Origin of the sequence: Microbacterium sp. AZCO (genome assembly GCF_039614715.1) — a bacterium.
In the GTDB taxonomy this organism is placed as follows: domain Bacteria; phylum Actinomycetota; class Actinomycetes; order Actinomycetales; family Microbacteriaceae; genus Microbacterium.
This window is the reverse complement of record NZ_CP154857.1, coordinates 93,321-118,346: the sequence shown is the minus strand read 5'-3', so window position 1 is coordinate 118,346 and position 25,026 is coordinate 93,321. Positions and strand designations below refer to the sequence as shown.

General features: G+C 70.4%; 23 protein-coding genes. 10 read left to right on the top strand and 13 right to left on the bottom strand.

What is annotated here, in order from left to right; all coding sequences use genetic code 11:
- Nucleotides 1-12: 12 nt before the first annotated feature.
- The 3 genes from AAIB33_RS00580 to ribA form a co-directional block, all read right to left on the bottom strand.
- Nucleotides 13-1,725: an IlvD/Edd family dehydratase gene (locus AAIB33_RS00580; protein WP_345801625.1), complete on the bottom strand. Its 1,713-nt coding sequence runs from the start codon at nucleotides 1,723-1,725 to the stop codon at nucleotides 13-15.
- Nucleotides 1,726-1,826: 101 nt separating this feature from the next.
- Nucleotides 1,827-2,936, bottom strand: coding sequence for an alcohol dehydrogenase catalytic domain-containing protein (locus tag AAIB33_RS00575; protein WP_345801624.1), 1,110 nt, complete (start codon nucleotides 2,934-2,936; stop codon nucleotides 1,827-1,829).
- Between the two features lie 83 nt (nucleotides 2,937-3,019).
- Nucleotides 3,020-3,688: a GTP cyclohydrolase II gene (ribA, locus tag AAIB33_RS00570; protein ID WP_345801623.1), complete on the bottom strand. Its 669-nt coding sequence runs from the start codon at nucleotides 3,686-3,688 to the stop codon at nucleotides 3,020-3,022.
- A 234-nt stretch (nucleotides 3,689-3,922) separates the two neighbouring features.
- Here ribA and AAIB33_RS00565 point away from each other — a divergent pair, with 234 nt between their 5' ends.
- From AAIB33_RS00565 to AAIB33_RS00550, 4 genes are all read left to right on the top strand, one after another.
- Entirely contained in the window at nucleotides 3,923-4,939 is a 1,017-nt protein-coding gene (locus AAIB33_RS00565) for an NADP-dependent oxidoreductase (protein WP_345801622.1), read from the top strand.
- A gap of 110 nt (nucleotides 4,940-5,049) precedes the next feature.
- Nucleotides 5,050-5,892 carry a pyruvate, water dikinase regulatory protein gene (locus tag AAIB33_RS00560; RefSeq protein WP_345801621.1) on the top strand — a complete coding sequence of 281 codons (843 nt, stop codon included), beginning with the start codon at nucleotides 5,050-5,052 and terminating at the stop codon, nucleotides 5,890-5,892.
- Nucleotides 5,893-5,915: 23 nt separating this feature from the next.
- The gene (gene ppsA, locus AAIB33_RS00555) at nucleotides 5,916-8,303 is read left to right on the top strand and encodes a phosphoenolpyruvate synthase (RefSeq protein ID WP_345801620.1); all 2,388 of its coding nucleotides are present in this window, start codon (nucleotides 5,916-5,918) and stop codon (nucleotides 8,301-8,303) included.
- A gap of 124 nt (nucleotides 8,304-8,427) precedes the next feature.
- Nucleotides 8,428-9,144: a hypothetical protein gene (locus AAIB33_RS00550; RefSeq protein ID WP_345801619.1), complete on the top strand. Its 717-nt coding sequence runs from the start codon at nucleotides 8,428-8,430 to the stop codon at nucleotides 9,142-9,144.
- Here the strand turns inward: AAIB33_RS00550 and AAIB33_RS00545 are convergent.
- From AAIB33_RS00545 to AAIB33_RS00535, 3 genes are all read right to left on the bottom strand, one after another.
- Nucleotides 9,111-9,992, bottom strand: a complete 882-nt coding sequence (locus AAIB33_RS00545) for an aminoglycoside phosphotransferase family protein (RefSeq protein ID WP_345801618.1) — start codon at nucleotides 9,990-9,992, stop codon at nucleotides 9,111-9,113. The two genes, AAIB33_RS00550 and AAIB33_RS00545, sit on opposite strands and share 34 nt — an antisense overlap.
- 151 nt (nucleotides 9,993-10,143) lie before the next feature.
- Nucleotides 10,144-10,344, bottom strand: a complete 201-nt coding sequence (locus tag AAIB33_RS00540) for a S1 RNA-binding domain-containing protein (protein WP_345801617.1) — start codon at nucleotides 10,342-10,344, stop codon at nucleotides 10,144-10,146.
- Between the two features lie 138 nt (nucleotides 10,345-10,482).
- A complete protein-coding gene (locus AAIB33_RS00535; RefSeq protein ID WP_345801616.1) occupies nucleotides 10,483-11,490 on the bottom strand; it encodes a glycerophosphodiester phosphodiesterase family protein in 1,008 nt (335 codons plus the stop codon).
- Between the two features lie 152 nt (nucleotides 11,491-11,642).
- Here AAIB33_RS00535 and AAIB33_RS00530 point away from each other — a divergent pair, with 152 nt between their 5' ends.
- Nucleotides 11,643-12,575 carry a Bax inhibitor-1/YccA family protein gene (locus tag AAIB33_RS00530; RefSeq protein WP_345801615.1) on the top strand — a complete coding sequence of 311 codons (933 nt, stop codon included), beginning with the start codon at nucleotides 11,643-11,645 and terminating at the stop codon, nucleotides 12,573-12,575.
- A gap of 99 nt (nucleotides 12,576-12,674) precedes the next feature.
- Nucleotides 12,675-13,910 carry a non-homologous end-joining DNA ligase gene (gene ligD / locus AAIB33_RS00525; protein ID WP_345801614.1) on the top strand — a complete coding sequence of 412 codons (1,236 nt, stop codon included), beginning with the start codon at nucleotides 12,675-12,677 and terminating at the stop codon, nucleotides 13,908-13,910.
- A gap of 106 nt (nucleotides 13,911-14,016) precedes the next feature.
- Here the strand turns inward: ligD and AAIB33_RS00520 are convergent, their stop codons facing one another.
- Both AAIB33_RS00520 and AAIB33_RS00515 read right to left on the bottom strand, forming a co-directional pair.
- Nucleotides 14,017-14,898, bottom strand: coding sequence for a hypothetical protein (locus AAIB33_RS00520; protein ID WP_345801613.1), 882 nt, complete (start codon nucleotides 14,896-14,898; stop codon nucleotides 14,017-14,019).
- A gap of 92 nt (nucleotides 14,899-14,990) precedes the next feature.
- Nucleotides 14,991-16,361: a glycosyltransferase gene (locus AAIB33_RS00515; RefSeq protein WP_345801612.1), complete on the bottom strand. Its 1,371-nt coding sequence runs from the start codon at nucleotides 16,359-16,361 to the stop codon at nucleotides 14,991-14,993.
- Between the two features lie 81 nt (nucleotides 16,362-16,442).
- Here AAIB33_RS00515 and AAIB33_RS00510 point away from each other — a divergent pair, with 81 nt between their 5' ends.
- Entirely contained in the window at nucleotides 16,443-16,778 is a 336-nt protein-coding gene (locus tag AAIB33_RS00510; RefSeq protein ID WP_345801611.1) for a helix-turn-helix transcriptional regulator, read from the top strand.
- Here the strand turns inward: AAIB33_RS00510 and AAIB33_RS00505 are convergent.
- The 5 genes from AAIB33_RS00505 to AAIB33_RS00485 all read right to left on the bottom strand — a co-directional run bounded on the left by AAIB33_RS00505 (nucleotide 16,760) and on the right by AAIB33_RS00485 (nucleotide 21,764).
- Nucleotides 16,760-17,368, bottom strand: coding sequence for an ATP-dependent Clp protease proteolytic subunit (locus AAIB33_RS00505; RefSeq protein WP_345801610.1), 609 nt, complete (start codon nucleotides 17,366-17,368; stop codon nucleotides 16,760-16,762). The genes AAIB33_RS00510 and AAIB33_RS00505 overlap by 19 nt on opposite strands.
- Nucleotides 17,365-17,988: an ATP-dependent Clp protease proteolytic subunit gene (locus AAIB33_RS00500; RefSeq protein WP_345801609.1), complete on the bottom strand. Its 624-nt coding sequence runs from the start codon at nucleotides 17,986-17,988 to the stop codon at nucleotides 17,365-17,367. Before AAIB33_RS00500 ends, AAIB33_RS00505 begins: the two co-directional genes overlap by 4 nt.
- A gap of 398 nt (nucleotides 17,989-18,386) precedes the next feature.
- Nucleotides 18,387-19,970, bottom strand: a complete 1,584-nt coding sequence (guaA, locus tag AAIB33_RS00495; protein ID WP_345801608.1) for a glutamine-hydrolyzing GMP synthase — start codon at nucleotides 19,968-19,970, stop codon at nucleotides 18,387-18,389.
- 23 nt (nucleotides 19,971-19,993) lie between these two features.
- Nucleotides 19,994-20,509, bottom strand: coding sequence for a DUF3817 domain-containing protein (locus AAIB33_RS00490; RefSeq protein WP_345801607.1), 516 nt, complete (start codon nucleotides 20,507-20,509; stop codon nucleotides 19,994-19,996).
- 43 nt (nucleotides 20,510-20,552) lie between these two features.
- Nucleotides 20,553-21,764, bottom strand: coding sequence for an ROK family protein (locus AAIB33_RS00485; protein ID WP_345801606.1), 1,212 nt, complete (start codon nucleotides 21,762-21,764; stop codon nucleotides 20,553-20,555).
- A 131-nt stretch (nucleotides 21,765-21,895) separates the two neighbouring features.
- Between AAIB33_RS00485 and AAIB33_RS00480 the strand changes: the two genes are divergently transcribed.
- The 3 genes from AAIB33_RS00480 (at nucleotide 21,896) to AAIB33_RS00470 (ending at nucleotide 25,023) form a co-directional block, all read left to right on the top strand.
- Nucleotides 21,896-23,152, top strand: a complete 1,257-nt coding sequence (locus tag AAIB33_RS00480; RefSeq protein WP_345801605.1) for an extracellular solute-binding protein — start codon at nucleotides 21,896-21,898, stop codon at nucleotides 23,150-23,152.
- A 21-nt stretch (nucleotides 23,153-23,173) separates the two neighbouring features.
- Entirely contained in the window at nucleotides 23,174-24,109 is a 936-nt protein-coding gene (locus tag AAIB33_RS00475) for a sugar ABC transporter permease (RefSeq protein ID WP_345801604.1), read from the top strand.
- A 92-nt stretch (nucleotides 24,110-24,201) separates the two neighbouring features.
- A complete protein-coding gene (locus AAIB33_RS00470) occupies nucleotides 24,202-25,023 on the top strand; it encodes a carbohydrate ABC transporter permease (RefSeq protein WP_345803479.1) in 822 nt (273 codons plus the stop codon).
- Nucleotides 25,024-25,026: the final 3 nt, after the last annotated feature.

The window sequence follows — 25,026 nt, the reverse complement described above, 5'->3', positions numbered from 1 at the left end:
CGTCGGTGGACGTCAGTGCGATTCACGTGACACCTCGGATCCGCTCGCGCCGACGAGGAAGTCCAGGTCGGCGCCTCGGTCGGCTTGCAGCACGTGGTCGACATACAGGCGCTCCCATCCGCGGCGAGGTGCCGCGAAGCCGTCGGTGGTCGTCTGATTCGGGACGCGGGCCGCGACCTCGTCCGGGGGCACGTCGAGGTCGAGGCGCCCGCCGCGCACGTCGAGGCTGATCCAGTCGCCCGTCTGCACGAGCGCGAGCGGCCCGCCGGCCGCGGCCTCGGGGGTGACGTGCAGCACGACCGTGCCGTATGCCGTTCCCGACATGCGTCCGTCGCAGATGCGGACGACATCCCGGACGCCTCGCTCCAGCAGCTTCTGCGGCAGCGGCATATTCGACACCTCGGGCATGCCCGGATAGCCCTTCGGCCCGCACCCGCGCAGCACCATGACGCTGTTCTCGTCGATGTCGAGATCGGGGTCGTCGATGCGCGCGTGGAAGTCCTCGATCGAGTCGAACACGACGGCCCGGCCGCGGTGCTTCAAGAGGTGAGCGGATGCCGCGGCCGGTTTGATGATCGCGCCGCCCGGCGCGAGCGACCCGCGCAGCACCGAGATCCCGGCTGCGGGCTGCAGCGGAGCATCCCGTGGAGTGATGACGTCGGCATCCCAGATCTGCGCGTCCTCGAGGTACTCGACGAACGGACGTCCTGTGATCGTGAGCGCGTCCTGGTCGAGCAGGTCTCGGACCTCGCGCATCACCGCGAGGAAGCCGCCCGCGCGGTACAGGTCGTCCATGAGGTACCGGCCCGCCGGCTGCAGGTTCACCAGCAGCGGCACGTCGGCGCCGATGCGGTCGAAGTCGTCGATCGTGAGGTCGATGCCGAGCCGCCCCGCGATCGCGAGCAGATGCACGACGGCGTTCGTGGATCCGCCGATCGCGGCGAGCGCGACGATCGCGTTGTGGAAGCTCCCCTTCGTCAGGAAGGTCGACGGGCGCCGGTCGTCCGCGACGAGCTGCACCGCCAGCATCCCCGTCTCGTGCGCCGCTTCGAGCAGCCTCGCGTCCGGCGCAGGAGTGCCCGCGACGCCCGGCACGACGACGCCCAGCGCCTCCGCGACGAGCGCCATCGTCGACGCCGTGCCCATCGTGTTGCAGTGCCCCTTCGAGCGGATCATCGACGACTCGCTCTTCAGGAACATCGCCTCGCTCAGCGTCCCCGCTCGCACCTCCTCGGAAAGGCGCCACACGTCCGTTCCGCAGCCGAGCGCCTCACCCCGGAAATGCCCCGTGAGCATCGGACCGCCCGGCACCACGACGGCGGGTAGATCGACGGATGCCGCGGCCATCATCAGCGACGGGATCGTCTTGTCGCAGCCGCCCAGCAGCACGACCCCGTCGATCGGGTTCGCGCGGAGCATCTCCTCCGTCGCCATCGCCGCCATATTCCGCCACAGCATCGCCGTCGGCCGCACCAGTGTCTCGCCGAGCGACACCACCGGCAGCTCGAGCGGGATGCCGCCCGCCTCGTAGACGCCGTTCTTCACGGACTGCGCGACCTCGGTCAGGTTCGCGTTGCAGGGGGTGAGATCCGACGCGGTGTTCGCGATGGCGATCTGCGGGCGCCCCTCGAAGGCGGAGGACGGCGCTCCCCGGCGCATCCAGGCCCGGTGGATGTAGGCATTCCGGTCATCGCCCGAGTACCACTCGGAACTGCGCAGGCTCATGGATCGCATCCTTCATCGGCGTCGAGAGGGCTGGATGCCAGCATCCCTCATCACGGACGCTCTGCGCGCCGCCCGGGCCCGCCCTGCGATAGGAACCGCGATCACGAGGGGAACTCGATCAGCTGGCGGATGGCGCGGCCGGCATCCAGCTCATCCATCGCGCGGTTGACGTCGCCGAGCCCCACGCGCGCCGTGATCAGCTCGTCGAGGGGGAGGCGGCCGTCGCGCCAGAGCTGTTCGAAGATCGGGATGTCGCGAGCCGGAACGGCGGAGCCGAGGTAGCTGCCGATGATCTGCCGCGCGCCGGCGACGAGGTCGAGCGGCGAGATGCTCGCCCGCGCCGAGGGATCGGGGAGGCCGACGGTCACCAGCCGGCCACCGACGCCCGTCAGCTGCGCCGCCGTTTCGAAGGCCCGTGCCGCTCCCGCCGCTTCGATGACGACATCCGCCTGGATGCCGGCATCCAGCGCCTCCGCCGGATCGAATGCCTCGTCGGCGCCGAGCGCGATCGCCTTCTCGCGCTTGCTCGCCACCGTGTCCACCGCGACCACGCGCACACCCGGGCGCGTGAGTGCGACGAGAAGGGCGGCCATCCCCACTCCCCCGAGGCCGACGACGGCGATCGTGTCACCCGGTTCGGGCGGTGCGGCGTTGAGCACCGCCCCGCCACCCGTCAGGACAGCGCAGCCCAGGAGGGCGGCGATCTCGGCGGGGACGTCGTCACCGACGGGCACGACCGATCTCCGGTCGACGACGGCATGCGTCGCGAAGGCCGAGACGCCGAGATGGTGCGCGACGGAGTCAGCTCCGTCATGGAGGCGGCGGGCGCCCGACAGAAGGGTTCCCGCCGCGTTCGCCTTCGACCCGCGCTCGCACGGGAGGCGTCCCTGCATCCGGCAGGCCGCGCACTCTTCGCAGCGCGGGAGGAAGGCCATCACGACCCGGCGGCCGAGCAGATCGCGGGATGCCGCGTCGCCGACCTCGATCACACGGCCGGCAGCCTCGTGGCCGAGCAGCATCGGCAGCGGGCGCGGGCGGCTGCCGTTGACGACGGAGAGATCCGAGTGGCAGATGCCCGCCGCCTCGACCTGCACGAGCAGCTCCCCCGGCCCCGGAGGATCGAGTTCGAGCTCCTCGATCTCGAGCGGCCGCGAGGCGGAGTACGGGCGGGCCGCCCCCGATGCGGTCAGTACGGCTCCGGAGATCCTCATCGATTCCGCCCTCCTGCGGTTCGCGGAGGTCACCACCCCGCACTCGCAAGCCTATGCAGGCATGAGCGGAAGGCGGGCGGCGGTCAGGCGGCGGGGATGTCGAGCAGGTGACCCGTGCGGTCGCGCTTGGCCTCCAGGTAGCGGGCGTTCGCCGGCGTGAGGTGCACAGCCGTGCGGACGACGTCGTCGACCCGGATGCCGAGCCCGGTGAGCTGACGCGCCTTGTCGGGGTTGTTCGTCAGGAGGCGCACGCTCTCCACACCAACCGCGCGCAGCATCTGCGCCGCCGCCGAGTAGTCGCGCTCGTCCTCGCCGTGCCCGAGCGCCTGGTTGGCCTCGTAGGTGTCGAGTCCGGCATCCTGCAGCGCGTACGCGTCGAGCTTCGAGTAGAGCCCGATCCCCCGGCCCTCCTGGCGCAGGTACAGCAGCAGCCCGCCCTCCGCCGCGAGGCGCTCGACGGCCTCGCGCAGCTGCGGACCGCAGTCGCAGCGCTCCGACCCGAACACGTCGCCTGTGAGGCACTCGCTGTGAAGGCGCACGAGCGGCGAATCGCCCGGGTCGACGACGCCCTCGTCGGTCACCGCGTCGCCGAAGGCGAGCAGGAGGTGCTCCGCGCCGTCGATGAGTCCCGTGAACGTGAGCACGCGCGCGACGGCCGCGTAACCGTCGGGGAATCGGAGCGGGATCGTCACGGCCGTGCGGATGTCGGCGGTCGCGGCATCCCGCGTGACGGGTTCGTGAATCTGCAGCATCGGTTGCTCCTGAGGGTCGAGGGCGAGCGCGGACTGATCGGGATCAGTTCGGAGCCGACTCCGCCGGTGGATGGGTACAACCCCCAAGCGGTCGGCGAACATTCCTGGAACCACGAAAAACGTCCACCGGGCGGCCGATTTCTGCTCGAGCGCATCCGAACCGGGCGTTCGCGCCGAACAACCAGACAGCACACCGATCCGGAGCGTCCTCCTCGCGACGCGGAAGGGACTGTCATGAAGAGCAGTGGAGCCATCCAGGCGACGTGGTTCGAGTACGACCACTACGGCGACGCCGACGTGCTGCAGAAGCGCACCGGAACGCTCCCGCCTCCCGGACCGGGCGAGGTGACCGTCGAGGTCTTCTCGACCTCGATCAACCACATGGAGGCCTTCCTCCGCAACGGGCACGAAGAGACGTGGGCCGACGACCCCTGGCCGCGCCGGTCCGGGAGCGACTTCGCCGGCATCGTGGTCGCGGCAGCGGCGGGCACGGGATTCGGCGTCGGGGCCAGCGTCATGGGGCACGTCCGGACCGGTGCTCACGCGACGCACCTCACCGTTCCGGCGGCATCGCTCGTCGTCAAGCCCGACCGCGTGTCGTGGGAGGTCGCCGGCGGCCTCTACCTCGCGGGGGCGACGGCCCTCGAGACGCTCGACCGGCTGCGCATCGGGAGCGACGACACGGTCGTCGTCTCCGCTGCCGCGGGCGGCGTGGGCAGCATCCAGACCCAGCTCGCCCGGCACCGCGGAGCGCGGGTGATCGGCACCTGCGGCGACCGCAACTTCGACTACCTTCGTCAGCTCGGCATCACGCCGGTCCGGTACGGGGAGGGGATGGCCGACCGCATCCGCCGCGCGGCGGACGGTCCCGTGACGGCCTACATCGACAATTTCGGCAAGGACGGCAGCGAGCTCGCGGACGCGCTCGGCGTCCCCGCGCGCCGCTATCGGTCGAGCGCGGATCGCCGCGACATCGAGCTCAGCCTGCTCGATGACGATCCGGACGCCGTCATGCACGGCACCGACCTGCTCCGCAGGCTGGCGGAGCTCGCGCGGATCGGCGCGTTCCGCCTACTCGTGTCGGGGCTCTATCCGCTCGACGACGTCGTCGAGGCGTTCGAGGATCTCGCGACGATGCACTCGCGGGGAAAGGTCGTGCTCGCCACCCGGCCGGTGACGACCTACCGGACGATCAAGGCCCGGCAGGTGCACGAGGCGATGTCGGGAGGGTACGCGTCACTCACGCGCTGACCGCGTGGTTTCCTCACTGACCGCGTGACGTTGCCACAGCGTTAAGAACTGGGATCTTTGACCCCCTGATGTGGCGCAAACCACCCAAGAGCTGGCCGTAGCGTCAACTCATGGAGCCGACGACCGCAGCCCTCGGAGTGGGGAAAGCCACGCGCGCGGCGTACTTCATCTCGGACAGCACGGGCATCACGGCTGAGACGCTCGGCAATGCCCTGCTCGCGAACTTCCCCGGGTTCGCCTTCGTCCGGCACACGATCCCCTTCGTCGACAGCCCCGACGGAGCGGCGAACGTCGTTCGGGACATCTCGCGCGACGCCGAGGCGGGACTCGCCCCGATCCTGTTCACGACGACGAAGGATGCCGCGGTCCGGGCGATGCTCGCCTCGGCGCCCGCGACGCTCATCGACCTGCTCGGCGGGCACCTCACCGAGCTCGAGGCAGCACTCGGCACGACGGCGTCGGAGCAGCTCGGGCAGTTCCACACACTCGGGGACACGACGCAGTACTTCGCGCGGATGCGCGCGGTGGAGTACGCGATCGAGCACGACGACGGCCAGAGCAGCCGGGCGCTCGACATCGCGGACGTCATCATCATCGCGCCGAGCAGGTGCGGCAAGACTCCGACGACGATGTACCTCGCGCTGCAGTACGGCCTGCTGGTCGCGAACTACCCCCTCACCGACGACGACTTCCCCACCGACGGCCTCCCGCGCCTCGTCGAGCCCTACGCGTCGCGGTGCTTCGGCATCACGACGACGCCGCTCCGACTCAGCCAGGTGCGACACGAGCGCCGACCGGACTCGCGCTACGCGAGCCTCGCGCAGTGCACCCTCGAGCTCCGCCGCGCGGAAGACCTCTACCGCCGCAACCGCGTCCCGTTCCTCAACTCCTCGACGAAAAGCGTCGAGGAGATGTCGGCCGTGATCCTGCAGACCCTCAGGCTCCGGCCCTGACCCACCACATGAAGGAGAGTCCCATGACGAACATCCTCTGGTTCGACGAGCTCGGCATGGCCGACCTGCCCCAGGTGGGCGGGAAGAACGCGTCGCTCGGCGAGATGGTCTCGAACCTCGCCGAGCTGGGCGTGCGCGTCCCCGGCGGCTTCGCGACCACCGCCGAGGCGTACGGCCGCTTCCTCGCGCACGGCGATCTGCGCGGGCGCATCCGCGACGCGATCGAGGGGCTCGACGTCGACGACGTCACCCGGCTCACCCACGTGGGCACCGAGATCCGCGCCTGGATCGAGGAGCACCCGCTTCCCGACGACCTCGAGCGCGACATCCGTTCCGCCTACGATCGCCTGGTCGCGACGGATGCCGAGCCCGACACCGTGACGTGGGCGGTGCGCTCGTCGGCGACGGCGGAGGATCTTCCCGATGCGTCGTTCGCCGGCCAGCAGGAGACGTTCCTCAATGTCGGGGGCGTCGACAACGTGCTCGCCGCGGTCCGCGCCGTGTACGCCTCGCTGTACAACGACCGGGCGATCGCCTACCGCGCGCACCACGGCTTCGCCCACGACGACGTCGCCCTCTCGGCCGGCGTGCAGCGGATGGTCCGCTCCGACGTCGGCGCGTCCGGCGTCATGTTCACGGTCGACACGGAGTCGGGCTTCGACCAGGCGGTGTTCGTGACCAGCTCGTACGGCCTGGGTGAGGCGGTCGTGCAGGGCGCCGTGAACCCCGACGAGTTCTACGTCTCCAAGCCCGCGCTGCGCGCGGGGCGCCCCGCCGTGCTCAAGCGCTCGGTCGGCGAGAAGGCGATCGCGATGCGGTACACCGACAGCCGCGAGGCCGGGTCGAGCACCGCGTTCGTCGACGTTCCCGATCTGGCCCGGTCGCAGTTCTCGATCACGGATGCCGAGATCGAGGAGCTCGCCCGCCAGGCACTCGTGATCGAGGAGCACTACGGGCGTCCGATGGACATCGAGTGGGGCAAGGACGGCGTCGACGGGCAGCTGTACATCCTGCAGGCCCGCCCCGAGACCGTCGTCTCCCGCGCCTCGGCGAACGTGATCCGCCGCTTCCGGCTGCGCGAGCGGGGCACGGTCGCCGTCGCCGGTCGCGCGATCGGGCAGCGCATCGGCGCGGGGCCCGTGCGCGTGCTCACCGACATCTCGCAGATGGCGTCGTTCCAGACGGGCGACGTGCTCGTGGCCGACATGACCGATCCCGACTGGGAGCCGATCATGAAGCGCGCCGCGGCGATCGTCACGAACCGCGGCGGGCGCACGTGCCACGCGGCCATCATCGCCCGCGAGCTCGGCATCCCGGCCGTCGTCGGAACGGGCGACGCCACCCGCACCCTCACCGACGGCACCCCCGTGACCGTCTCCTGCGCCGAGGGCGACACCGGGTTCGTGTACGACGGCCTGCTCGACTTCGTCGAGGAGGAGACCCACCTCGACAAGATGCCCGAGGCGCCCGTCAAGATCATGATGAACGTCGGCACCCCCGACCAGGCCTTCTCGTTCTCGCGTCTCCCGCACCGGGGCGTCGGGCTCGCACGCCTCGAGTTCATCATCAACCGCCAGATCGGCATCCATCCCCGCGCGCTGCTCGAGTTCGAGACGCTCCCCGACGAGCTGCGCGGCGAGATCGCCGAGCGCATCGCGGCGTACGACTCTCCGCGCGATTACTTCGTCAAGCGCGTCGCCGAAGGCGTCGCGATGATCGCGGCCGCGTTCGCGCCCGAGCCCGTGATCGTGCGGATGAGCGACTTCAAGTCCAACGAGTACGCCAACCTCATCGGCGGCGAGCGCTACGAGCCCGACGAGGAGAACCCGATGATCGGGTACCGCGGCGCCTCGCGGTACATCTCCCCCGACTTCCGCGCGTGCTTCGAGATGGAGTGCGAGGCGCTGCGCCACGTGCGAGACGAGATGGGCTTCACCAACGTGCAGGTCATGGTGCCGTTCGTCCGCACCGTGGGCGAGGGGCACGCCGTCGTCGAGCTCCTCGCCGAGAACGGGCTGCGCCGAGGCGTCAACGGCCTCAAGGTCATCATGATGTGCGAGGTGCCCACCAACGCCCTCCTCGCCGACGACTACCTCGAGTTCTTCGACGGCTTCTCGATCGGCTCCAACGACATGACGCAGCTGACTCTGGGCCTGGACCGCGACAGCTCGCTCGTCGCGGACACGTTCGACGAGCGCGACCCCGCCGTGCTCAAGCTGCTCTCGCTCGCGATCGAGGCGTGCCGTCGGCAGGGCAAATACATCGGCATCTGCGGTCAGGGGCCGAGCGACCACCCCGACCTGGCCGAATGGCTCGTTGCGCAGGGCATCGAATCGGTCTCGCTCAATCCCGACACCGTCGTCGACACCTGGCTGCGCCTCGCGAAGACGACCGACGTCGTCAGCGGCTGACGAGCCTGCTGGGCGGCGGGGCGGCGGGGCCGCGGGGCGGCGGGCGGAACGGTTAGCGTGCCCGCCGCTCCGAGGCAACCCATGCCGTCTCGACGGAGCGAGTGGCGATACTGCGCGCATGCTCATGGCGATCTCACGCGCGGCGGGACGAGTCCTGCGCCTGCTGTTCGCGACCCTTCTTCTCGTGCGACGACCCCGCCCCATCCACGCGCGCGGCCGCATGCTGGAGGGCCGGATCACGTGGCTCGGAAACCCGGTGCGCTCCGGCATCGTGTGGATCGACGGAGAGCGGGATGCCTCGGTGCCCGTCGTCGCGCGTCTCTCACGGGGCATCGGACTCCCCCCGGTCTTCCCCGACATCATCGGCCTCGCGCTGCGGCTCGACGTGGGAGGACGCCCCGCCGACCTCGAGCTCGCATCGACGGGCTTCGGCGTGCCCGGACGCTTCATGCTCGTGCCGCACCGCTCACCGGCGCGCGCGACGCTCGGCACGCTCGTGCCCTATCGGGGGCCGTCCGGTCCCGTGCTCGTATGCGCCCGGACGCTCACGCCGCCGGATCTCGCCGCGGGCGGGCAGCCGCTCGACGCGGCACTCAGCGACGGCGAGTGGCGACTGCGCCTCTACCACGCGGGACCCGCCAGGAAATGGCATCCCTTCGCCGATCTGTCGCTGCGAGAGGCACCCGACCGGGCCGACGACCTGCGCTTCGACGCCGTCGTGCGCCCCATCCCGGGTGCCGGCAGCTATCGGTGGGTGCGGGCGGCGCGCCAGCCCTCCTACGACCTGACGCAGCGCGAGCAGCCGGCTCACACCCCCGCGAAGAGCTCGTCGAGCACGTGACGCGCGAGCGCGCGCTGCGCAGGCGGCTTGTTGGTGAGCATGATGAGCGCCTTCCACAGCGCCCACCCGCGGCCGCGCGCCCACGTGGCCTCGTCGACGTCGTACTCCCGCCGGAACGCCTCGCGGGCGGCGCCCCGGAAGTGCGTCCAGATGATCACGGTGTCGCACGCGGGGTCGCCGACCGCCGAGCAGCCGAAGTCGATGACCGCGGCGAGTGCGCCGTCGCGCACCAGCAGATTGCTCACGGCGACATCGCCGTGCAGCCACGCCGCTGACTCGGCGTCCGGGGCGACGACCGCGTCGCGCCAGGTGCCCGCGGCTCGATCGCGCTCGGCACCGTCGAGGCGGTTGAGGATGTCGCGCACCTCGTCGTCCCAGTGCGCGACGGGCGCGCCCCGATACGCGCTGTGCAGGCCGGGCCGGGGACCGCCGGCCGGGTCGACACCTCGCAGGGCGACGAGGAAGCCCGCGAGGTCGACCGCGAGACGCACGGGATCGTCGATGGATGCCGCGGCCAGCGGCTCGCCGTGGAGCCACCCGTAGACGGACCACGGCGCCGGGAAGATGTCGCACGCCTCCCCCTTCGCGCGCACCACCGGGATGGGAAGCGGGACCGCGGGTGCGAGGCGGGGCAGCCAGGCCTGCTCCTTCGCGACCTGCGGCATATATCCCGGCGCGCTCGGCAGCCGCACGCTCAGCTCGTCGCCGAGGCGGAAGGTGCGGTGATCATTGCCGCCGGGCTCGACGGCCCGCACGGCGAGCCCCGCCCAGTCCGGGAACTGCTCGCGGAGGAGCGCGCGCACGAGGTCCTCGTCGATCCGGGATGCCTCGATGCCCGCCTGCGTCACCCTCGTCACGCTACCCGCGTCCCGTGCGGCGTCGGCGGGCCGCCCCGCCGGGGGCGGCATTCATGGCACGCAGGCGGTAGGTCCCCGAGCGTGTCGAGGGGCCGACACCCGCGAGGGGCGCCGGACCCCCCGACAGCTCGGAGCCGTTCGATCAGACGGCGACGGCGCTGAAGCGGTGCTCGACGTCGTCGAACTCGACGACTCGGATGCGGATGCTCGCGCCGACTTCTGCGCGAGCACCGCGGACGAGTCCGTCGACTCCTGAGTCCGCGCGCACGAAGACGCCGAAGGGCTTCGTCGCCGTGACCGTCGCCGTCAGCTCGTCGCCGGGGCGGAGAAGGGTCTCAGCCATGTGCTCACCCCCTTCCATTCGTCAGGGTGAGTCGGATGCGGGGCGACACCGCCCTCCGGATGCCTTCCGTCGTGGAGCGCGCGTGCGCCGGGTCGCACCGGACGTCACGCCACTCATCGTAGAACTGCGAGCAGTGCGTCAGCGGAAGAAGCCCACCCCGAGGTCGGCGTGGTCGACGAAGACGCCGTCGACACCGGCATCCCGGATCACCGACCACTCGCCCTCCCAATCGCCGAACGCGCTGCGGCCGCCGCGCCCGCGGAACTGCGCGATGAGGAAGGCGTTCTCTGGGCGGCAGGTCCACGTGAAGACCTGCAGGCCGCGCTCGTGCGCGTCGGCGACGACGCGCGACGGACCCGACGCGCGACCGAGCCGGTCGGGGGCGAGGATCATGCGCTTGTCGACGCTGATGCCGTCGACGACCCCGACGAGGGCGTCGAGGCCCGCGGGGGCCGCCGTCTCCTGATAGGTCGGCGCAGCCTTGCCGTGCGCCGCGACGAGGTCGAACGGCCGGCCGTCCGCCTCGAGCAGGTAGACGGAAGAGCCGCGGATGCCTCGTTGCCTGAGCTGCGTCAGGACTGTCGACTCGAACGACTCGATGACGAGCGGCAGCTCGCCGTTCGCCCAGCCCGCGGCACGCAGCTCGGCCTCCACGAGGGCCGCGACGTCCCATCCCGCCCGGGCGAAGTAGGTCGCGTGCTTGATCTCGAGCACAACGCCGATCTCGCGGCCCTGCTCGAGGGATCCCTCCCGCACGAGGTCGAGCACGTCGCGCAGGCGCAGCACCGGCTGCTGATCGTCGAACGACGCGCTCGTCTGCCGGATCGCGGGCAGCCGCTCGCGGCAGCGCAGCGTCGCGAGCTCGTCCCACGTGAAGTCCTCCGTGAACCACCCCGTGAGGTCTTCGCCGTCGACGGTCTTCGTCGTGCGCCGGTCGGCGAACTCTGGCCTGGTCGACACGTCCGTCGTCGAGCCGATCTCGTTCTCGTGCCGCACGACGAGCACGCCGTCGCGCGAGACGACGACGTCGGGCTCGACCGCGTCGACGCCCATCGCGAGCGCGAGGGCGTACGACGACCGGGAATGCTCGGGTCGATACCCCGGCGCACCGCGATGCCCGATGACGAGCGGGCGAGAGCGCGGCATCCCCCCACGGTACCCGTCGCGCTCCGCGCCGGCGGTGCGGCATCAAGGCTCAAAGAGGTCTCTCAGCGCCGGGCGGTAGGGCCCGACACCCTATCGGTTATCGTGGAGGCCACAGCACCTCGCTGCTACCGACAACTGGAGTGTGATCGAGCATGGCCTCGGCAAACCCCGCATTCAACAACCCGGCCTTCCAAGACCCCAAGGCCGTCAAGACCTACCCGGGCGGGCCGCAGGCGGCCCAGTTCGGCGCGCCGACGCAGTACGCATCGACCGCACAGGCGGGAGTGGATGCCGCGACCCAGGCGCAGCTCGAAGGCGCGTTCGCCGCCCCGCCGGCGAACGCGATCGACACCGGCCGGATGACTGTCGAGGACACCGTCCTCAAGACGCTCGCCCTCTTCGTCGTCCTCCTCGTCGGCGCGGCTGTCGGCTGGGTGTGGACCCTCGGCGGAGCCGTCGACCCCGCCGCGGCGACGAGCGTGTCGTTCGTGCCGTGGACGATCGGCGCCCTCGTCGGCTTCGTCCTCGCGATGGTCGTCGCCTTCACGTCGCGCAAGAAGGTGCGCCCCGCGCTGATCTTCGGCTACGCCCTGTTCGAGGGTGTCTTCGTCGGCGCCATCTCGGCGTACTTCGAGTTCATCTGGCCCGGCATCGTCGTGCAGGCGACGGTCGCGACGCTCGCCGTCGTCGGCGTCACCCTCGCCCTCTTCGCGAGCGGCAAGGTACGCGCGTCGAAGCGTGCGACCAAGGTCTTCATGATCGCGATGATCGGCTACCTCGTGTTCGCCCTCATCAACGTCGTGATGATGATGTTCGGCGCATTCAGCGGTCCCGACAGCGCCGGACCCTTCGGCATCTACAGCGTCCAGGTCTTCGGCATCCCGCTCGGCCTCATCATCGGCGTCCTCGTCGTGATCATGGCGGCGTACTCGCTCGTGCTCGACTTCGACCAGATCCAGCAGGGCGTCCGCAACGGCGCTCCGCGCCAGTTCGGCTGGCTCGGCGGCTTCGGCATCATGGTGACGGTCGTCTGGCTGTACATCGAGATCCTCCGCATCCTCGCGATCCTGCGCGGCAGCAACTAGCAGTTCGCGTTCCACGAGAAGGCCGTCCCTCCGGGGGCGGCCTTTTCGCGTGGCGCAAGGCCTGGCCGCGGCATCCATCACCGCCGTAACGTGGGGCGCGTGAGCCCCGCACGCAAAGAGACCTTCCTCGACGTGGAGGGACGCGAGGTGCGCGTCTCGAGCCCCGACAAGATCGTCTTCCCCGAGCCCGGTCTCACGAAGCTCGACGTCGTGCAGTACTACCTCGCCGTCGCCGAAGGCGCCCTCCGCGGCGCGGGCGGGCGGCCGATGGTGCTCAAGCGCTTCGTGAAGGGCATCGACGCCGAGCCGTTCTTCCAGAAGCGCGTCGACGAGAACCACCCGGACTTCATCGAGACCGCAACGCTGCATTACGCGTCCGGCCGCTCGGCCGAGGAGGCGGTGATCCGGGATGCCGCGGGCCTCGCGTGGGTCGTGAATCTCGGATGCCTCGACCTCAATCCGCATCCCGTGCGCGCGGAAGACCTCGACCACCCCGACGAGCTGAGGATCGACCTCGACCCCATGCCGGGGGTCGACTGGTCGCAGATCGTCGACGTCGCGATGGTCGCCCGGGAGGTGCTCGACGACTACGGTCTCACGGGCTGGCCGAAGACGAGCGGCTCGCGCGGCATGCACATCCTGGTGCGCATCGCCCCGCAGTGGGACTACCGCGACGTGCGCCTTGCCGCCGAGACCCTCGCGCGCGAGGTCGAGAACCGCGCGCCGGGACTCGCGACAGCCCGGTGGTGGAAGGAGGAGCGCGGCGAGAGCGTGTTCGTGGACTTCAACCAGAACGCGAAGGACCGCACGGTGGCATCCGCCTATTCGATCCGTCCGCTTCCGGATGCGCGTGTCTCGACGCCCCTCGACTGGGACGAGGTGCGCACGCGCCGCCCGGAGGAGTTCACGGTGCTGACGGTTCCCGCGCGCTTCGCGGAGCTCGGCGATCCGCACGCGGGCATCGACGACGCCGTCGGCACGCTGGACGGACTGCTCGGCCTCGCAAAAGAGCTCGGCCCCGCCGAGAAGCCGCCGCGCGCCGGTGACGGCTCGGGCCGGCGCGTCTCGACCATGCCGCTCATCGAGGTCGCCCGCACGAAGCTCAAGTCGGAAGCGCTCTCGGCTCTGCAGACCTGGAACGAGCAGCACCCCGACGTCGTCGCGCACCTGAGCCCCGCCGACGTCATGATCGACGGCATGCGCGGCTCGAGCTCGCTCTGGTATCGCGTGCGCATCAACCTTCAGCACGTCCCCGAGGCGGAGCGTCCCGAGCAGGGCCCGCTCCTGGCGGACTACGACCCGTGGGCGGGGAAGGTCTGGCCCGGCCGCGAATGATCAGGTGGCGCCGTGCACCAACTCCTCAAGATCAGTGCGGGCAGGGCGCGACACGCCGTCTGCACCGGCTCTCGCCGTCAGAACATGCTGAGTTCGTGCACACGGTTCACCCCGCCCCGTCGAGAAGCTCAGGCAGATACCTCGCCGGCACGTCGAAGAACCGTGCGTCGCGCTGGTAGGCCCGGAAGAACGTCAGGATGAAGCCCATCCGGTCGTCGTAGTCCTCCCACCGCAGCGCGTTGGACGCCGACGACTCCGCGCCGCGCGACTGCCCGAAGGCATCGCACGCGGCGCGCAGCTCGTCGTGCTCGAGCTCCAGCAGCACAGCCGGGAACAGCTCGTCGGTAAGGTAGGCGGGCGCGAGCACGTCGCGGCAGACGTCGATGTCGCCGTCGGGCGTCTCGATCGCGATGAAGCGCGTCGTGATGAGACCGAACGGGCCGCCGAACGGCATCGCGGCGTCGATGAACCCGTCGACGACGGTCTGCTCGTGCTCGCCCATGCGGATGTTGCCGAGGAGGATGAGCTCCGCGGCGAGCTTGTCGCGGACCGGGTCTGTCGCGGCATCGGGCAGCAGCAGCGCCGCATCGTGATAGCAGCGGATCGCGTCGGCCAGCTTGGACGCGCGCTCGAAGAGCGGATCGGCGAGCGCCCGCTCGAGGGCGTCCGTCGTCGGGCCGCCGTCGAGCTCGACCTCGTCGAGCCAGCGCATGGCGGCCGGGGCGACGTCCGCGATGATCGCGAGGTTGCCCGCCGCGACGTTGCGCGACGTGCCGAAGTCGACCGGGATGCTCTCGCCGCGGATGGCTGCTCCGGCCGTGCCGCTCGCCCACGCGCCGAACGCGAACCAGTTGAGGTCTCGCCTGCCCACGACGAGCGCGAGTTGATCGGCGATGTCGCGGTAGCACTGCGTGATGAGCCGATTGCGCGCGACCGGATCCTCGTGCACCAGGATGACGTCGAGCAGCTCCCGGGTGTTCTGCGCCATTGCGACCTCCGGGTAGAAGCTACCGTGCCGTAGCGCGTGGCCGCACCGAGACGGCGCCGCGAGGCCAGCGGCCCGCGAGGGCGCGACGCGGGTCAGCGCCCCGGACGCGCCACGGGCTCGTCGAGCGCCGCGCGCACGGCGGCGCCGAGCGCACGCATGGAGGCCGGCGGATCCATCTCGGCCGCGGCCGCGCGCCCCTCGGACGAGAGCCGGTCGCGCAGCGCGCGGTCGCCGATGACATCGCCGAGCGCAGCCGCGAGCGCCTCGACGTCGCCGTCGGGGACGAGCACGCCCCCGCCCCGCGCCAGCGTGTCCCGCGGCCCGTACGGCATGTCGTAGCTCACGACCGGCACCCCCGCCGCGAGCGCCTCGAGCACGACGAGCGGCTGACCCTCGTTCGTGCTGGCGAGCACGAAGACATCCGCCTCGGCCCAGGCAGCGGACGGGTCGGACGTGTGGCCGCGGAGTTCGACGGCATCCGAGACACCGAGCTCCTCGGCGAGAGCGGCCAGCTCCTCTCGCTGCGCGCCGTCGCCGTAGATGTGCAGGTGGGCCTCCGGGCGCGTCGCGCGCAGCGCGGCGAACGCGCGCACGACGTGATCGACCCGCTTGCGCGGAATGAGGGAGTTGAGCACGAGGATGCGCCCCGGCACCGGCCTCGGCGCGACAGCGGGCGTCTGCGGCGCGGGGTGCGGCACGACGGCGGAGCGGATGCCGTCGCCGATCCGCCGCTCGACATCGGCCTGCTGAGTCGGGGTCAGCCACAGCACGCCGTCGAACCGATCGGCGACGGAGAACCAGCGCTCCCACGCGGCATCCATCGGCGAATCCCAGTCGAAGGGCGCGAGCACATGGCACGCGTGGGTCGTGTGCAGGATCCGGATGCCGGGCGCCAGGGCCGGCTCGCGGTCGGCGACGAGCGCCTCACCGACCTGACGCGCTTCGCACAGGAGTACGACCGGCTCATCGGACTCCGCCGCGACCGCATCGACCCACGCCCGGTAGAGCCCGCCATAGCCCGGAAGCCATCCGATGGGCCCGTCGTCGCCCCACACGCGGACGGGCGCGTCGGTCAGGTGCCATGCCGGGTCGCCGGACACGACGGGGAGCTCGAGCACGGTCGCGCCCGAGGCATCCCGGATCTGGCGGTACGGCCACTCGCTCTCGGGAATCGGCCCGGCGAGAGCCGCCGAGCGCAGCCACGTCGGGTCGGAGCGCGCATCGTCGAAGAGGTTGCGCAACCCGTCGGGCGTGGGAAGGAGCCCGCGCCGTACCCACTCCGCGCGATCGGCATCGTGGTCGGCCGTCTCGCCCGGGTCGATCGTGAGCAGCAGCGGCGCGGCGCCGGCCGCGGCCATGTCGAGCGCGCGGCGCAGCACCGAGATCGTGAAGCCGCCGTCGCGGTCGGGCAGCAGGCGGCTCGCGAGCACGAGGTAGCGGGCGTCCGGCAGGAGGTCGGTCACCGGTCCATCCTCCCCCATGCGGCGTTCTGCTCTGAGCGGAAGCGCTGGGACTCCGCGCGGGCCCAGGCCTAACGTGAGGCCATGGCCGAGATCATCCCGCTGCCCACGAAGAAGCCGGCCCCGCGCGCGCCCGAGCCCCTGTGGCGCGACGCCCTCGGCGACCTGCTCCGCCGCCTCCGACACGAGCGCGGCGAGCGTCTCGCGGACACGGCCGAGCGCGCGGGCGTCTCCCCCCAGTACCTGTCCGAGATCGAACGGGGCCTCAAGGAGCCTTCGAGCGAGATGATCGCCGCCGTCGCGGGGGCCCTCGAGGTGACGCTCGTCGAGCTGACCGCATCGGTCGCCGACGACCTGCGCCTGCGCACGGCAGAGCGCGCGGTCGTCGGCGTCCGCGCCGCCTACACCCTCGCCGCCTGAGCCCCGGCCCGCTCGAGCACACGGTCGGCCAGGCCGTACGCCACGGCATCGGCGGCCGTGAAGACGCGGTCGCGGTCGGTGTCGGCGCGCAGCTGCGCGGCATCCTTCCCGGTATGCAGCGCGAGGATCTGCTCGACGTCGCCCCGCACCCGGACGAGCTCGTCGGCCTGCAGGATGAGGTCGGGGATCGCCCCGCGCCCCTGCCCCGCGGGCTGATGCAGCACGACGCGCGCGTGGGGCAGCACTGCGCGCTTGCCGTGTGCACCCGCGGCGAGCATGACCGCGCCGACGCCGATGGCCTGGCCCACGACCGTCGTCGCGACGTCCGGGCGCACGTGCTGCATCGTGTCGTAGATCGCGAGCATCGCGGCCGGGTCGCCGCCCTCGCAGTTGATGTAGAGCTGGATGTCGCGGTCGGGATTGTCGGCGTCGAGGTGCAGCAGCTGCGCGATCAGCGCGTTCGCGACGCCCGCGTCGATCCCCGTGCCGAGGTAGACGACGCGCTCCGCGAGCAGATGCGAGTAGACGTCCATGATGCGGTCGCCCCGTGGATGCTGCGCCACGACGTTCGGGATCGTGTACGAGCTCATGCCGCCACCGCCTCGACACCGAGGCCCGTCGATCGCCGGCGACGGGGGACGACCTGCGCGAAGTCGGTCACGATGCCGTCGATGAAGCCGTAGTCGAGGGCCTGCTGCGCCGTGTACCACCGGTCGTGCAGGGAGTCCTCGAAGACGCGCTCGACCGGCTGACCCGTGTCGGCCGCGATGATGCCGAGCACCGTGTCACGCATGTGGCGGAGGTCGTCGGCCTGCACCTCGACCTCCCCCGCCGATCCGCCGATGCCGGCGGAGCCCTGATGCATCAGGATGCGCGCGTGCGGCAGGGCTCGGCGCTTGCCCGGCGTGCCGGCCGACAGCAGGAACTGCCCGGCGCTGCACGCGAGGCCCACCGCGAGGGTTGCCACGTCGTTGGGGATGAGCCGCATCACGTCGCGGATCGCGAGCATCGACGGCACCGAGCCGCCGGGCGAGTGGATCCAGAGGGCGATGTCGGATGCCTCGTCCTCCGCCGCGAGCGCCAGCAGCTGCGTCGCGATGAGGGTGCCGTTGTCGTCGTCGAGGACGCCGTCGAGCACGAGCACGCGCTGGTGGAACAGCTCGCGTCGCGCCTCGGCCCCGAACTGCGGGATCTTGCCTTCTTCAGCCATGCCCCCAGCCTGCGTCGGTCGGGGATGCCGCGGGGCCGGTTCTGCCGGCGGCGGCTCTGCCGTGGGCGGAGGAGCCGTCGTCGAGGCGTGCGCGACTCCGGCTCGCTGTGACGACACACCGTGAAACCGGCCGCCGTAGCCCACTCTCGTCACATCCAGCCGAAGTTCGGCACGCCGGGCGGGCGGCGAAAGGGCGAAGGGCCGGAGTTCGGCACGCCGGCGGGCGGCGAAACGGCGCGGGGCCGGAGTCCGGCACGCCGGGCGGGCGGCGAAACGGCGAAGGGCCGGAGTCCGGCACGCCGGGGGACGCGGCGAAACGGCGAAGGGCCGGAGTCCGGCACGCCGGGGGACGCGGCGAAACGGCGAAGGGCCGGAGTCCACGACTCCGGCCCTTCAGCTCACTCCCACTCGATGGTCCCCGGGGGCTTCGACGTGACGTCGAGCACCACGCGGTTGACCTCGCGCACCTCGTTCGTGATGCGGTTCGAGATCCTGGACAGCATGTCGTAGGGCAGGCGCGTCCAGTCGGCGGTCATGGCGTCCTCCGACGAGACCGGGCGGAGCACGATGGGGTGGCCGTACGTGCGGCCGTCGCCCTGCACACCGACGGAGCGCACGTCGGCGAGCAGCACGACGGGGCACTGCCAGATCTCGCCGTCCAGTCCGGCCCTCGTCAGCTCCTCGCGCGCGATCGCGTCGGCATCACGCAGAATCTCGAGGCGGTCAGCGGTGACCTCACCCACGATGCGGATGCCGAGGCCGGGGCCCGGAAACGGCTGGCGCGAGACGATGACCTCGGGGAGGCCGAGCTCGCGGCCGATCGCCCGGACCTCGTCTTTGAAGAGGGTGCGCAGCGGCTCGACGAGCTCGAACTGCAGGTCTTCCGGGAGGCCGCCGACGTTGTGGTGCGACTTGATGTTCGCCGTGCCCGTGCCGCCGCCCGACTCGACGACGTCGGGGTAGAGCGTGCCCTGCACGAGGAAGCGGATCGGCTCGCCCTCGGCCGCCGCTTCGGCGATGAGATCGGCCTGCACCTGCTCGAAGGCGCGGATGAACTCGCGACCGATGATCTTGCGCTTCTGCTCGGGGTCGCTGACCCCGGCGAGGGCGGTGAGGAACTGCTCGCGGGCGTCCACCGTCACGAGCCGCACGCCCGTCGAGGCGACGTAGTCGTTCTCGACCTGCTCGCGCTCGCCCTTGCGGAGGAGTCCGTGGTCGACGAAGACGGCGACGAGCTGGTCGCCCACGGCCTCGTGGACGAGCGCCGTCGAGACGGCGGAGTCGACGCCTCCCGAGAGCGCGGAGAGCACGCGTCCCGACCCGACCTGCTCCCGGATGCGCGCGACCTGCTCGGCGATGACGTTGCCGCTGTTCCAGTCGGCGGGAAGCCCGGCGGCGCGGTGCAGGAAGTTCTCGATCACGCGCTGCCCGTGGTCGGAGTGCTTCACTTCGGGATGCCACTGCACGCCGTACAGGCGACGCTCATCGCTGCCGAACGCGGCGACGGGCGTGGCCGGCGTCGAGGCGAGCACGTCGAAGCCCTCGGGGGCGCGCGACACCTGGTCGCCGTGACTCATCCACACGTTCTGCTCGGCCGGCTGACCGGCGAGCAGCACACCGCCGTCGCCCGTGACCGAGGCATCCGTCGCCCCGTACTCGCGGAGCCCGGTGTTCGCGACCTCTCCGCCGAGCGCCTGCGCCATGACCTGGAAGCCGTAGCAGATGCCGAGCGTCGGCACGCCGAGGTCGAAGACCCCGGTGTCGAGGGCGGGTGCGCCCTCCTCGTAGACCGACGACGGCCCGCCGGAGAGGATGATGCCGACGGGGTTCTTCGCGGCGATGTCGGAGGCCGACGCCGTGTGCGGCACGATCTCGCTGTAGACGCCCGCTTCGCGGACGCGTCGCGCGATGAGCTGCGCGTACTGCGCGCCGAAATCGACGACGAGGACGGGTCGCTGGGAGGTCTCGGTCTGCTCGGTCAACGGCTGCCTTCGGTCGGAGCGGATCAGATGAGCGGGCGCTCGCGCTGCTCGGTGGGAATGGTCTGCGTGAGCGTGGAGTGCTTCGCGAGATCGTGGGTGGCTTCGGCCGCCTCGCGCTCGGCGAGGTAGCGCTTCACATCGCGCGCGACGCGCGCCTCGAGGAAGAACGACAGGAACGGCACGATGCCGCCCGCTGCGAGGAGCAGGAAGCGGCTGAAGTGCCAGCGCATGAGGCTCCACACGCGGAAGCACGAGAAGAGGTAGACGACGTAGAACCAGCCGTGCGCGACGAGGATGCCGAGCGACAGGTTGAGGCCGTTTCCGGTCGACTCGTGGCCGTTCGGCCCCTCGATGACGGGCGCGAACCAGAGGAATCCACCGGATCCGCCGAAGAACAGCTCGTAGCCGAACACGTACTTCACGATCATCTCGGCGCACAGGAGCAGCAGCATCGTGCCCGTGATGATCGAGCAGATCTGGTAGAACCGCAGCGCACCGCGGATCGCCGGGAACGAGGCGAGTTTGGGGGCGGCGGGCATGGACTCCAGTCTAGCCGCGGCCCGCGGGGCCGGTTTCCGGCCCTCAGCCGGCGTTCCGGACGACGGTCGTCAGCCCGAGCACGACGCCGCGCGCCGCCTCGATCGCCTGAAAGATCGCCCCCGTCGAGACGACGTCGCCACCGAGCTCCGATCCCACCAGCAGAGGGGTCGGCAGGTCGACGCGATCGGGGAGATGACGGATCGCGGCCTCGAGGATCTGGTCCGCGCCCTCCGAGATGGCCCCCGAGAGGATGATGCGCGACGGGTCGAAGAAGTTGTCCAGCACGCCGGTGATCGTGGCGAGGAGCTCTCCCGCGCGCTCGACGATGCGCGCGGCATCCGCGTCTCCGTCGCGCGCGAGCTCGAGCACCGCCCGGCCCGTGATCTCCTCGGTGGGCAGCTGCGCGAGGGGTGTGCCGCGGCGGATGACGCCGTCGCGGACCTCGGCTCTCGCCCACTCGGCCACGCGGTAGCCGAGCCCCCACGCGCCGCCGACCCCGGCGACGTGGTCGAATCCGGCCATCTCGCCGACACCGCCGTTGGCGCCCCGCAGCACACGGCCGTCGATGACCACGCCGGCGCCCAGCCGCTCGCCGGCGAGCAGGGCGACGTAGTTCAGGCAGCCTCGACCGGCTCCGACGGCCCCCTCGGCGACCGCCGCGAGCGACGCGTCGTTCATCACCTCGACGGCGGGAACGGCCGGGAACATGTCACGGAAGCCGGGGTTCATCCGAGACCAGAAGCCGCCGCGACCAGCGGGCGACACGCCATCGGCATCGACCGGGGCGGGAACTCCGACGCAGATCGCCACGACCCGCTCGTCCGGGATGCCGGCCTTCTCCAGCGCCTCGTCGACGACCCGCTGAACCGCCGCCCTCCGCACCGACTCGCTGTCGTTCTCGGGGTCGAGGGTCAGGTGATGGCGCAGCAGTTCCCGACCCACGAGATCCGCGATCGTGGCGGCGACGTGGCCGCGACCGGCGTCGACCCCGACCACGACGCCGTACGAGGCATCCAGCTCGAAGCGCCGCGCCGGCCGGCCCTTGCTGTATTCGCCCGCGGTGCGCGCGTTCGGGAGCTCGCGCACCAGGCCGCGATCGATCAGTTCGTCGATGAGATCGATCGTGGTCGAGCGGGTGTACCCGACGGTCATCGCATCCGTCGCTGTGAACGGTCCTGCGTCCCACGCGAACGACAGGACCGCGCCGAGACTCTCGGCCCGCAGCGGAGCCGCCGGGAGCAGCGTCTTGGACATGACTCTTGACCTTTCCCCTCCGTCACTGCATTATGAACGCATCCGACTTGATTCGGAGCATTTATCTAATCACTCAACAAACTCATGCCTCCCGTTGCCGGGCGGAAGGGGACGAGGAAGTGCCTGCATCCATGAATCGACTGACACGCGCGGGGGGTCTTCTCCTCGCACTCGCTCTCGCCGGCGCGGCGCTCGCGGGGTGCAGCTCCGACGGTCGCGAGACGATCCGGTTCGCGTTCGCCAAGCCCGAGGCGATCCCGTACATGCGAGACCTCGTGGCCAAGTACAACGCCTCGCAGGACAAGGTGACGGTCGTGCTCGACACGTCGGGCATCGATGCCGTCTCGGCGGGGTTCGTGCGCGGCGATCCGCCCGACATCGCTCTCAACAACTACAACCAGGAGACCGCGCGGTTCATCCAGCGGTGCGCGATGTCCGACCTCTCAGGCACCACGGCGGCCCAGAGCGTCCGCGAGGACCTGAAGCCGTTCATGGAGCAGTTCGGCGACTGCCCGGGCCGCACGAGCGCGATCCCGTACTCGATCATGGGCGCCGCGGTCATCTACAACAAGCAGATCTTCGCGGACAACAACCTCGAGGTGCCCACCACCTGGGACGAGCTCATCACGGTGTGCAAGACGCTCGAGGAGGCGGGGGTGACGCCGTTCTACGGCACCTTCGCCGACAGCTGGACGATCGGCCAGGGCTGGTACGACTACACGGTCGGCGGCACGCTCGACACCGTCACGTTCTTCGACGACCTCGCGAAGGAAGGCACGAACGTCGGACCGAATTCTCCGGTGTCGTTCCAGAAGGATCAGGCCGAGCCCGTCGACAAGATGCTCGAGCTGGCCGCCTACGTCAATCAGGACGCCCCGAGCCGCGGATACGGCGACGGCAACACGGCGATGGCCAAGGGCGAAGCCGCGATGTACATGCAGGGCCCCTGGGCCTTCGGCGAGATCGCGAAGGCGGCTCCCGACCTGCAGCTGGGGATGTTCCCGCTGCCCGTCACCGACGACCCGAAAGACCTCAAGGCCCGCATCAACATGGACCTCGCCGCGTGGATCCCGGAAGCCTCCAAGCACCAGGCCGCCGCCCGCGCCTTCCTCGAGTACCTGTACCAGCCGGAGGTCATCCAGGCGTACAACGAGTCGCAGCTGGGCTTCCTGCCGACCAAGGACGCCCCGCCCGTCACGGACACGCGGATCCTCGGTCTCCAGAAGTACATCGATGCCGGCGAGATGTACCAGGGCTCGACCCAGCTCGTGCCCCGCGCCATCCCGATCATGAACTACGTGCAGGCCATCATGCTCGGCAGCGACCCGCAGCGCATCCTCAGCAACATCGACGCCGACTACGCGCGGCTCGCCTACCGACAGCAGTGACCGGGAACGAAGGAGTCCCTCATGGCAACCACCACGGCTTCGCCGACCACCACGACGATCGTCACGCAGGGTAGACGCCGAGCAGGACAGGCCCGCCCGCGCGGCCGCGTCGACGCCGTCTACTACTGGTTCCTGTTCCCGACGCTGGTGCTGTTCACGCTGGCGATCACCGTCCCGGCGGTGATCGGCATCTTCTTCAGCTTCACGAACTCGATCGGGCTCGGGGAGTGGAACTTCATCGGGCTGACCAACTACATCGCCCTGTGGAGCGACCCGCTCATCATCCAGAGCTACCTCTTCACCTTCGGCTTCTCGCTGGTCACCGTCGTCCTGGTGAACGTGATCGCCCTCCTCCTGGCGGTCGGACTCACGGCCCAGATCCGGCTCAAGACGCCGCTGCGCACGATCTTCGTGATCCCGATGGTGATCTCGGCGATCATCATCGCGTTCGTCTTCAAGTTCCTGTTCTCGAACTCCCTGCCGGCATTCGGCACGATCTCGGGCATCGCCTGGCTGCAGGAGAGCATCCTCGCCAAGCCGGACTGGGCATGGCTCGCGATCGTCATCGTCACGGCCTGGCAGGCGATCCCGGGAGCGCTGCTCATCTACATCGCCGGCATCCTGTCGATCCCGGGCGACGTGTATGAGGCGGCCGACCTCGACGGAGCGTCCAAGTTCCAGCAGCTCACCCGCATCACGGTGCCGCTCATGTTCGGCTACATCGTGATCAACGTGATCCTCGGCTTCAAAGGCTTCCTCAACGCCTACGACGTCATCAAGGGCCTCACGGGCGGCGGCCCGGGCACCTCGACGTACAGCATCGCGATGACCGTCGTCTCGGGTCTCACCACCGGCGACTACGCCTACCAGATGGCCAACGCGACGGTGTTCTTCATCATCACGGTCATCATCGCCGTGCTCCAACTCTCGATCACGCGCGGAAGGAACGCCCTCTGATGTCTGTGCAGCCAGCTCTCGTCGCCGAAACTGTCGGAGCGACCGAAGTCCTCGAAGGCGTCGCGCCGCGACCGGCGCGACGGCGCCTCGGAATGGAGCGGGTCAACTGGACCGCGACCATCCTCCTCATCCTCTGCGCGCTCACCGTCCTTGTGCCGCTGTACGTCACCGTCACGATGGCGTTCAAGACGACCGCCCAGGCCGTCGACGGCAACGCGTTCTCGCTGCCCGCACCGTTCAGCGTGGAGGGGTTCGTCGCGGCCTGGAACCTCACGAACTTCCCGATGGGCGCCGCGATGTCCGTGCTCGTCACGGCCGGCACGGTCACCGCGACGATCTTCCTCGCCGCGTTCGCGTCCTACGCGATCGTCCGCAACTGGGACCGGAAGCTCTTCCGTTTCTCCTTCTTCTATCTGCTCGCCGCGATGTTCATCCCGTTCCCCGTCGTCGCCCTGCCCCAGGTGCAGATGACGGGTCTGCTGGGGCTCGCCAATCCCGCCGGTGTCATCATCCTGGCGACGATGTTCCAGTTGAGCTTCAGCGTGCTGCTGTTCACGGCGTTCCTCCGCTCGATCCCCTTCGAGCTCGAGGAGAGCGCACGCATCGACGGTGCGACGACGTGGCAGACCTTCTGGCACATGATCTTCCCGTTGCTGGCGCCGATGAGCGCGACGATCGGAATCTTCGCCTTCCTGTACGCGTGGAACGACTTCATGATGCCGTCGCTCATCATCGCCGACCCGGCGCTGCAGACGCTGCCGGTTGTGAACTCGCTGTTCCAGTCGCAGTTCAGCAACAACTACAACGTGTCGTTCGCGTCCTACCTCATGGCCATGGCGCCGGCGATCATCGTGTACCTGTTCACGCAGCGGTGGGTGATGGAGGGTGTGACGCAGGGTGCCGTGAAGGGCTGACCC

Excerpts from the sequence above, each read along its gene's own strand:
- AAIB33_RS00580 (WP_345801625.1), bottom strand. The coding sequence starts at position 1,725 with ATGAGCCTGCGCAGTTCCGAGTGGTACTCGGGCGATGACCGGAATGCC.
- AAIB33_RS00480 (WP_345801605.1), top strand. The coding sequence starts at position 21,896 with ATGAATCGACTGACACGCGCGGGGGGTCTTCTCCTCGCACTCGCTCTC.
- AAIB33_RS00520 (WP_345801613.1), bottom strand. The coding sequence starts at position 14,898 with ATGGCGCAGAACACCCGGGAGCTGCTCGACGTCATCCTGGTGCACGAG.
- AAIB33_RS00475 (WP_345801604.1), top strand. The coding sequence starts at position 23,174 with ATGGCAACCACCACGGCTTCGCCGACCACCACGACGATCGTCACGCAG.
- AAIB33_RS00560 (WP_345801621.1), top strand. The coding sequence starts at position 5,050 with ATGGAGCCGACGACCGCAGCCCTCGGAGTGGGGAAAGCCACGCGCGCG.
- AAIB33_RS00540 (WP_345801617.1), bottom strand. The coding sequence starts at position 10,344 with ATGGCTGAGACCCTTCTCCGCCCCGGCGACGAGCTGACGGCGACGGTC.
- ribA (WP_345801623.1), bottom strand. The coding sequence starts at position 3,688 with ATGCTGCAGATTCACGAACCCGTCACGCGGGATGCCGCGACCGCCGAC.
- AAIB33_RS00565 (WP_345801622.1), top strand. The coding sequence starts at position 3,923 with ATGAAGAGCAGTGGAGCCATCCAGGCGACGTGGTTCGAGTACGACCAC.
- AAIB33_RS00530 (WP_345801615.1), top strand. The coding sequence starts at position 11,643 with ATGGCCTCGGCAAACCCCGCATTCAACAACCCGGCCTTCCAAGACCCC.
- AAIB33_RS00500 (WP_345801609.1), bottom strand. The coding sequence starts at position 17,988 with ATGGCTGAAGAAGGCAAGATCCCGCAGTTCGGGGCCGAGGCGCGACGC.
- AAIB33_RS00550 (WP_345801619.1), top strand. The coding sequence starts at position 8,428 with ATGGCGATCTCACGCGCGGCGGGACGAGTCCTGCGCCTGCTGTTCGCG.
- ppsA (WP_345801620.1), top strand. The coding sequence starts at position 5,916 with ATGACGAACATCCTCTGGTTCGACGAGCTCGGCATGGCCGACCTGCCC.
- AAIB33_RS00535 (WP_345801616.1), bottom strand. The coding sequence starts at position 11,490 with ATGCCGCGCTCTCGCCCGCTCGTCATCGGGCATCGCGGTGCGCCGGGG.
- AAIB33_RS00510 (WP_345801611.1), top strand. The coding sequence starts at position 16,443 with ATGGCCGAGATCATCCCGCTGCCCACGAAGAAGCCGGCCCCGCGCGCG.
- AAIB33_RS00505 (WP_345801610.1), bottom strand. The coding sequence starts at position 17,368 with ATGAGCTCGTACACGATCCCGAACGTCGTGGCGCAGCATCCACGGGGC.
- AAIB33_RS00485 (WP_345801606.1), bottom strand. The coding sequence starts at position 21,764 with ATGTCCAAGACGCTGCTCCCGGCGGCTCCGCTGCGGGCCGAGAGTCTC.
- AAIB33_RS00575 (WP_345801624.1), bottom strand. The coding sequence starts at position 2,936 with ATGAGGATCTCCGGAGCCGTACTGACCGCATCGGGGGCGGCCCGCCCG.
- AAIB33_RS00470 (WP_345803479.1), top strand. The coding sequence starts at position 24,202 with ATGGAGCGGGTCAACTGGACCGCGACCATCCTCCTCATCCTCTGCGCG.
- AAIB33_RS00490 (WP_345801607.1), bottom strand. The coding sequence starts at position 20,509 with ATGCCCGCCGCCCCCAAACTCGCCTCGTTCCCGGCGATCCGCGGTGCG.